Genomic DNA, 8,281 nt, shown 5'->3' on the forward strand with positions numbered 1-8,281 from the left:
TTATGCCGCTAAAGGATACTCTATTAACAGGAAAGCAGAAACGCTTTCTGCGAGCTATGGGCAGTGGGTTGGATCCTGTCGTGCAAGTCGGTAAAGGCGGTGTCAATGCTGCTGTGATTCAAAGTACCAGGGAAGTATTGGCAGTCAGAGAACTGATTAAAGTGCGGGTGCTGCAGAACAGTCCGGATGAACCGAATGCGGTTATTGCCGGACTTGCTGAAGCTGCCGGGGCGGAATTGGTCCAGGTGATTGGCCGGAATGGTCTGCTGTACAAAAAAAATATTGATAAACCTAAAATCGAATTACCTTAAATCATAAGTGGGGGAGAAGAATGCTTACCAGAGAAAACTTAAATACTGCAAAACGATTTGTAGTTAAAGTTGGCACAAGCACACTAACTCACAGCACGGGGAAACTAAACTTTTTTCGGATTGAAAAACTGGTGCGTGAATTATCGGATTTGGCCAATCAGGGCAAGGAAGTGATTTTAGTGACTTCCGGTGCCGTTGGTGTCGGTATGGATCGTCTGGGACTGAAGGAGAAGCCGAAAACCATCCCGGAAAAGCAGGCTGCCGCAGCTGTCGGTCAGGGGATCCTCATGCATACGTATGAAAAATTGTTTGGTGAATATGGGCAGGTTGTGGCGCAGGTTCTGTTGACCCGGGAAGATTCGGTAAAACATAAGCGTTATACCAATTCGCGGAATACCTTACTGACATTGCTGGCGCTGGGTGTGATTCCTGTAATTAATGAGAATGACGTGGTAGCTGTGGATGAGTTAAAAATTGGCGATAATGATACGCTGTCGGCGATGATCGCCAGTATTGTCGATGCTGATGTATTGATTATTCTGTCTGATGTGGAAGGCGTGTATACTGATAATCCGCAGAAAAATCCGGAGGCTAAACTACTATCATCGATTACCGATATTACCCCGGAAATTGAATCGTTATCCGGTGATCCCGGATCGCTGCGGGGGACCGGCGGTATGTTTACCAAGATTCAAGCTGCGAAGATTGCCATAAATTCCGGCGTAACCATGTTTATCGCCTCCGGTGCGAGGGAGGGAGTAATCCGGGAAATCGTCAGCGGCGGGGAGGTAGGTACTGTCTTTCTGGCAAAAGAGAATCGTCTGCAAACCCGAAAAAGCTGGCTGGCCTTTGGCACCCGCATCCAGGGAGCCGTTGTGGTGGACGAAGGCTGCGAACGTGCCATACTGGCAGGCGGGTCAAGCTTGCTGGCCGCCGGCGTAACAGCAGTGGAAGGGAACTTTGACCCGGGCAATACAATCCGCGTTCTTGCTGAAAACCGGCGGGAGATTGCCAGAGGGATAGTTAACTACAATGCGGCTGAGATTCGTAAGATTATGGGAATTCATACGGACCAGATCGCCGGGGTACTTGGCTGTAAGCCTTATGATGAAGTCATTCACCGCAATAATATGGTTGTATTTATATAGCTTTTATCACACGATATTACCGGAGGGGAGAAAACATGGATTATTTGCTGGAACTCCAAAAGAAAGGGAAAGCTGCCAAACAAGCAGCTAGAAGACTGGCTGTTTTATCGACCGATAGCAAAAATCAAGCTTTGTGCCAGATGGCAGAAACGCTGGAGCAGCACAAAGAAGAACTGTTTGCGGCCAATGAGCGGGATATGGAGCAGGCTAAGATCAGGGGAATGTCCGAAGCCTTGCAGGATCGCTTGCTGCTTACTGATTCCAGAATTCATGCCATGGCGGAGGGCTTGCGGCAGATCGCGCTGCTGCCGGATCCCGTGGGGGAAATGATTCATTCCATCCGTCGCCCTAACGGTTTGGAAATCGGCAAGGTGCGTGTACCCCTGGGCGTTATTGGAATTATTTATGAAGCCCGGCCCAATGTGACGGTGGACGCTGCCGGGTTGTGCTTGAAAGCGGGCAACGGGGTGATACTGCGGGGCGGTTCGGAAGCGATTTGCTCCAATATTGCGATTATGGAGATGATTACCCAGGCGGCATATGCTGCCGGAATCCCGGAAGGCTCATTACAGCTTATTGAAACGACGGACCGCCAGGCCGTTAACGCCATGATAAAGCTGAATCAGTATTTGGATGTGATTATTCCCCGGGGCGGGGCCGGACTCATCAAGACAGTGGTAGAGAACAGTACGGTACCGGTTATTGAAACCGGAACCGGCGTCTGTCATACTTTTGTTGATGAATCAGCCGACATTGAAATGGCTCGGTCGATTGCCTTTAATGCTAAAGTATCCCGGCCCGGTGTGTGCAATGCCATGGAAACACTGCTGGTTCACCGGAAAATTGCCGATTCTTTCCTGCCCCTGATGCTGGAACAGTATGTTCAAGCCGGTGTGGAGATCAGAGGCTGCAAGCAGACCCAAGGTTATGATGCAAGAGTGAAGCCGGCAGCGGATGAGGATTGGGGCACGGAATATCATGATCTCATTCTGTCAGTTAAAGTTGTGGCCGATTTAGAAGCAGCATTGGATCATATCGCCGCTTACAGCACCCACCATTCTGAGGCGATTGTAACAAAAAATTACGACAATGCCCGTCGGTTCCAGCACGAGGTCGATGCAGCGGCTGTTTATGTCAATGCCTCCACCCGGTTTACCGATGGTTTTGAATTTGGTTTTGGAGCGGAAATCGGCATCAGTACGCAAAAACTCCACGCCCGGGGGCCAATGGGACTACCGGAGCTGACCAGCATAAAATACGTTATCTCCGGCGATGGACAAATCCGGTAGGTTCCTGGATGAATCCGGTCAGAGGATATTTTTGGGCGATAGCGAATTATTTGCGAACTGAGAAAGCAAGACATGATGTCAGGGATTATGTAACAGCAGCGCTCTTGATGCTGGGAACTATGCTGCTGCTTAGAATCCTGGTTGCATTTCTTTGGCAATAGGAGAAAATATATGGCAGAGAAGCGAAAAGTCGGTATCATGGGCGGTACTTTTGATCCGATTCACATCGGGCATCTTGTTACGGCAGAGGCGGTGCGAATTGAATATGGTTTGGACAGGGTCTTGTTTATACCGGCCTGTAATCCGCCGCATAAACAGGATTTACAAGTAACACCGGTGCTGCACCGGTACATTATGACAGTTATGGCAACGTATTCGAATCCCTATTTTTATGTTTCCGCCATAGAACTGGAACGACCGGGTCCTTCTTACAGTATTGATACGGTGTCCCAATTGATTCAGCAATATGGTGAGCATACGGAGTTTTATTTTATTACCGGGGCTGATGCCGTACAGGATTTGCCGACATGGGAGAAAATTGACAAGCTGTTAACCATGTGTCATTTTATTGCTGCCACCAGACCGGGCTGCGTAAGCGGGCTAGATGATGTCATTCGCTATTTTGGGGCGCAGGGCCGCAGCCGGATTCATCGTTTGACTACGCCTGAACTGGAAATATCATCGACAGATATTCGTGAGCGGGTTCGCAGCGGACGTTCTATTAAGTACATTGTTCCGGAAAGTGTGGAATTTTATATTTCTAAAGAAGGGTTATACCGCTGATTTTACCGAGGTATGCCAAATAAAGGCAAGCATAAATCCGGCGGATTTGCAAACAATGTTACTGAGATTCAAGAATTCAGGGAAAGAGAGGTGATTTCCTAGATGGCAAAAACTCTCTATGTCGGCAATCTGCCATGGTCTACTACCGATACCAGCTTAGCAGATGCATTTCGCCCACATGGCACGGTGATTTCCAGCCGGATTATTACGGATAAAGAAACAGGTCGCTCAAGAGGTTTTGGCTTCGTGGAAGTAGAAGATGACGACGCGGAAAACATGGTTACCGCTATGAATGGTAACGATTTCGGCGGGCGGCAGATTGTAGTCAATGAAGCGAAGCCCCGTCAAGGTTAGGATGCACAATGCCTCCTATAACAGGGAGGTTTTTATTTAGCTTCGTTTGCTACATAAAATAAAACTTGGCTTTTGCCAAGTTTTATTTTATGTAGCAGGAAATAGAAGATGTTTGGCGAATTTTAGCGTAACAAGGTGATTTATATGGAACATAAGGATATTATTGTAAAATTATCGCAGCATTTATCGCCGAAGCGGCTGCAGCATTCTATCGGCGTAAGCCGGACGGCGGAGTCTCTGGCAAAACGGTATGATTATGATGTAATGCAGGCCAGACTGGCCGGAATTTTACACGATTGTGCCCGGGAAATCCCCCGGAATCAATTATGGCTTAAAGCCAAAAAACTGGGTATTGCCGCGGACGATGTAGTTGTTCGCGCCGAACCCGTATTGCTCCATGCTCCCTTAGGTGCAGTGGTGGCGCAAAAAGAGTACGGTGTTACGGATCGTGCAGTCTTGGCGGCTATTGTCAGCCATACCACCGGGGGAAGAGGTATGACGCTGCTGGCAAAAATCATCTATTTGGCGGATGCTATTGAACCGGGGCGTTCCTTTTCCGGGGTGGACGAGTTAAGAAATGCCGCCGAGCAGGATCTGAATCAGGCTCTTTTACTTGCTTACGACCAAAGTATAAAATATATTCTGGATAAACATAGCCTGATACATCCTGATACGGTAGACGGTCGTAACGAATTATTGCTTATAGGCAAGACATAATTTCACTTATATGAGGATCAGGAGGAGAAGGGGATGGCACGTGCTGTGCGACGCAAGGTCCGGTGGGGAAGAGTAGTGCTGGTCGGCCTTTTATTTTTCTTACTCGTTGTATCTGTGACCGGGGCAGCAAGGTATTTGTACAACAGTCTGCTGCAGCCTGCTGTTGCGGCCAAGGGGCAGCCTGCTGCTGACGGCAAGCGGCCGGATGTGATTAATAATCACATGAATATATTGCTCCTGGGACTGGATGATGGCGATTTGGAGCATCCTGGCGCACCGCAGCGTTCCGACACTATGATTGTTGCCAGCATTAATTATGACGATGGTACGGTAAGTCTGTTGTCGATTCCCCGTGATACCAAGGTTACCATTCCCGGGCATAAAGGATTTGATAAGATTAACCACGCCCATTATTACGGGGGCCCTCAATTAGCGGCGAAAACAGTGGAAGATTTCCTTCAGATGCCAATTAGCTATTATGCCGTGATTGACTGGCAAGCTTTCATCCGGGTGATGGATTTAATCGGCGGCGTTGATTTATATGTGGAACGAAATATGGATTATGAAGATCCATATGCGAATTTAAAAATTCATTTAAAAAATGGCTACCAGCATTTGGATGGGGAGAAGGCGGGGGAATATGTCCGGTTTCGCAGCGATGAATTAGGCGATATCGGCCGGGTGCAGCGGCAGCAGCGCTTTTTAAAAGCTGTAGGCGGTGAAATGCTGCAATTGTCTACAATGGCAAAGCTTCCACTGATCATAGGCACAGCCAAACAGTACGTTGCTACCGACATTACGGCAGTCGGTCTGCTAAAAGCAGCTTATGGCCTAAAAGGAATCAAAAATGGGAGCCTTCAAGCCGAAATGCTTCCCGGAAAATTTGCGACGATTGATGGTCTGAGCTACTGGGTGGCAGATAATGAGCAGACAAGTCAGTTGGTAGAACGTATGCTGCATTCCGGTACTGACAGGATGAGCGGCATGGTTTATGATGGTGCCAGGAAGTAATTAACAAGAACCTGCAGCCGGTGTGCTGCAGGCTTTTTTACCGAAATAATTTTCAAAAGAAGCAAGAATAGAATAGGCTGATAAGGCCATAACTAATAAATAGAGGATTTACGATTCAGGAGGGAAAGCATGAAACAACTTAATCCGTATGAATTAGCAAAGAATATTGGGAATGCAGCTGACGATAAAAAAGCCTATGATATTATTACGTTGGATATGCAGGGAATTTCCCTGGTGACTGATTATTTTATTATTTGCAGTGCCAACTCCACCACTCAGGTCAAAGCAATCGCCGATCATATTGAGGAAAAGCTGGCCGAGCAAACGGTGAAATTGCTGCATAAAGAAGGATATCGCGACGGCCGCTGGGTCTTGCTGGATTTTGGCGGCTGTGTAGTTCATATTTTTCTGGAAGAGGAACGGCGCTTTTACAATCTGGAGCAGCTTTGGGGCGATGCCCAGACTGTTTCCTATGAAGAGCAGGAGCAGTAGGCGATGACGATAATAGACAATCAGCAGCTGAAGCCAGGGACTGTAATGCCCCTTACCGTTGCCAGAATGAGCGAAATCGGTGCGTTTTTAGATGCCGGGACCGGTAATACCGGAGATGATATTTTGTTGCATAAGGCTCAGCAGACTTCTCCGGTGGTAGTGGGGGACAAGGTCGATGTCTATTTGTATCTTGATCCGAAAGGCCGGCTGACAGCCAGTATGCGGCTGCCCCGGATGCGGGAAGGCCAGGTAGCCCGGGTAACTGTCATTAATACCACCAGAGACGGCGCTTTTGTGGATATCGGCGCGGAACGGGGCGTGTTTATGCCCTTTGCCGGGATGCGGGGAAAAGTCAAACAAGGTGAAAAAGTCTGGGTGAAGCTATATACTGACAAGTCAGGCCGGCCGGCCGTTACGATGGAAGTCGAGGATGAGTTAAGGCGGGCTGCAAAACCGGCTGTAAATGTTAGTATCGGTGATGGGGTTACAGGTTCCGTTTACAATTTTAATGAACATGGCGCATTTCTGTTTACCCAGGAACGGTATATCGCTTTTTTACATAATGATGAAATGATCGTTCGACCGAAAGTGGGTGAAGAAATTTCGGGTCGGATTACTTTTATCCGCGAAGACGGACGGATAAATATTTCTACACGGCCAATTAAAGAGCAGGCGATAGACGTGGATGCCGAAAAAATTCTTAGCCTGCTTCGTTCCCGGGATGGTAAGATGCCTTATAGTGATGCAACGGCTCCCGAAGTAATCAAGGGGAAATTCAATATTAGCAAGGCCGCTTTCAAGCGGGCGCTGGGAAGATTGATTAAATCCGGTTTAGTGGAACAGCGGGAAGGCTGGACATATTTAAAATAGAGGACTCACTGTTGCTGTAAGCAACAGTGAGTCTTTCTCTTAGTAAAATTTTCTGCGTATCTTTACAGGCATTGCAGGTGGATGTAGTATTATGCCGAAATGAATAATAAATAGAGTAAATATGACGGGAGGATTACTATGCAGTCCAAGACGGGTGAAAAGCAAGCGATTCTATTGGAAAGCGGTACTAATGAATTTGAAATTGTTGAATTTACCGTTGGGGATACATATTATGGCATTAATGTTGCTAAGGTGAGAGAAGTCATTAATCTGCTTCCGGTTACCGCAATGCCTCAGGTTCATCCTTATGTGGACGGAGTGTTTACACTGCGCGACAGAGTTATGCCATTAGTCAATTTGCCGCGTTGTCTGGGTAAGGAAGGAGCAGAAGCCCGTAATATCATAGTGAGTGAATTAAATAATTTTTATGCCGGCTTCTTAGTCAGTGGGGTAACCCGTATTCACAGAATATCCTGGTCGGAAATGGAACCGGCCCCGTTGATTTCGAATACCAGCCTGGTAATTGGCATTGTGAAGATGAAAGATAAAATTGTGATTTTGCTGGATTTCGAAAAAATAATTTCAGAAATTAACCCGGATATGAATAAGAAGCTTTCGACTATTCCGGAAACGATACCTGAAACAAGTAAAATGCGCAGCCAGAAGACGGTTATGATCGCCGAAGATTCAGCTTTGCTGCGGGAATTGGTAATGGATACTCTTGCTGTTGCAGGTTATAAGAAAATTTTGACCTATAACAATGGGCAGGAAGCGTGGGATGCTCTGCAAGCATTGAAAGCAAAAGGACCGATTGAAGATCAAGTTCAGATTTTGATTACGGATATTGAAATGCCCCAGATGGACGGGCATCGTCTGATTAAGCTGGTTAAAACTGACGAGAAATTGAAGAAACTGCCAGCAATTATTTTTTCTTCTTTGATTAATGAAGAGATGCGCCGGAAAGGAGAACTGCTTGGTGCCGACGGGCAAATTACCAAACCGGAAATCGGTCAGCTGATTGCCATAATTGATGAAAAAATACTATAAATAATTAAATCCGCGGAACTTATCGGTCGAACTGCTTAACCCAAAATTTCTGTTGACAGTTTGTCTGTATATACGCTATAATAATTCTGTAAGCAGAGCAACTGCTATGTGAAGTTAATACAGTGAATCAAGAATTTTTGGGGGTATAGCTCAGCTGGGAGAGCGCTTGAATGGCATTCAAGAGGTCAGCAGTTCGATCCTGCTTATCTCCACCAGTGGATACAACAAGGCTTCGCGGACTTCCCGCAAAGCCTTTTTT

Annotated in this window: 11 protein-coding genes and 1 tRNA gene; all 12 read left to right on the top strand. The window is 47.0% G+C overall.

From position 1 onward, the window contains the following. The first annotated feature begins 2 nt into the window (after positions 1-2). On the top strand, positions 3-311 hold the full coding sequence (gene yhbY / locus ABFC84_17310) for a ribosome assembly RNA-binding protein YhbY (protein MEN6414499.1): 309 nt from the start codon (positions 3-5) through the stop codon (positions 309-311). Positions 312-331: 20 nt separating this feature from the next. Beyond that, entirely contained in the window at positions 332-1,459 is a 1,128-nt protein-coding gene (gene proB, locus ABFC84_17315) for a glutamate 5-kinase (GenBank protein MEN6414500.1), read from the top strand. Between the two features lie 35 nt (positions 1,460-1,494). Then, positions 1,495-2,748, top strand: coding sequence for a glutamate-5-semialdehyde dehydrogenase (locus tag ABFC84_17320; GenBank protein MEN6414501.1), 1,254 nt, complete (start codon positions 1,495-1,497; stop codon positions 2,746-2,748). A gap of 8 nt (positions 2,749-2,756) precedes the next feature. Then, a complete protein-coding gene (locus ABFC84_17325) occupies positions 2,757-2,909 on the top strand; it encodes a hypothetical protein (GenBank protein MEN6414502.1) in 153 nt (50 codons plus the stop codon). A 10-nt stretch (positions 2,910-2,919) separates the two neighbouring features. Next, a complete protein-coding gene (nadD, locus tag ABFC84_17330) occupies positions 2,920-3,531 on the top strand; it encodes a nicotinate-nucleotide adenylyltransferase (protein MEN6414503.1) in 612 nt (203 codons plus the stop codon). Positions 3,532-3,633: 102 nt separating this feature from the next. Next, entirely contained in the window at positions 3,634-3,885 is a 252-nt protein-coding gene (locus ABFC84_17335) for an RNA-binding protein (protein MEN6414504.1), read from the top strand. A gap of 144 nt (positions 3,886-4,029) precedes the next feature. Then, positions 4,030-4,602, top strand: a complete 573-nt coding sequence (gene yqeK / locus ABFC84_17340) for a bis(5'-nucleosyl)-tetraphosphatase (symmetrical) YqeK (protein ID MEN6414505.1) — start codon at positions 4,030-4,032, stop codon at positions 4,600-4,602. Between the two features lie 33 nt (positions 4,603-4,635). After that, the gene (locus tag ABFC84_17345; GenBank protein ID MEN6414506.1) at positions 4,636-5,613 is read left to right on the top strand and encodes an LCP family protein; all 978 of its coding nucleotides are present in this window, start codon (positions 4,636-4,638) and stop codon (positions 5,611-5,613) included. 129 nt (positions 5,614-5,742) lie between these two features. Then, positions 5,743-6,105: a ribosome silencing factor gene (gene rsfS / locus ABFC84_17350; protein MEN6414507.1), complete on the top strand. Its 363-nt coding sequence runs from the start codon at positions 5,743-5,745 to the stop codon at positions 6,103-6,105. 3 nt (positions 6,106-6,108) lie between these two features. Then, positions 6,109-6,975: a S1-like domain-containing RNA-binding protein gene (locus ABFC84_17355; protein MEN6414508.1), complete on the top strand. Its 867-nt coding sequence runs from the start codon at positions 6,109-6,111 to the stop codon at positions 6,973-6,975. A gap of 138 nt (positions 6,976-7,113) precedes the next feature. Next, on the top strand, positions 7,114-8,022 hold the full coding sequence (locus tag ABFC84_17360; GenBank protein MEN6414509.1) for a chemotaxis protein: 909 nt from the start codon (positions 7,114-7,116) through the stop codon (positions 8,020-8,022). A 139-nt stretch (positions 8,023-8,161) separates the two neighbouring features. Then, positions 8,162-8,237, top strand: a tRNA-Ala gene (locus ABFC84_17365). The last annotated feature ends 44 nt before the right edge of the window (positions 8,238-8,281 follow it).

This window comes from Veillonellales bacterium (assembly GCA_039680175.1).
Taxonomy (GTDB): Bacteria; Bacillota; Negativicutes; order JAAYSF01; family JAAYSF01; genus JBDKTO01.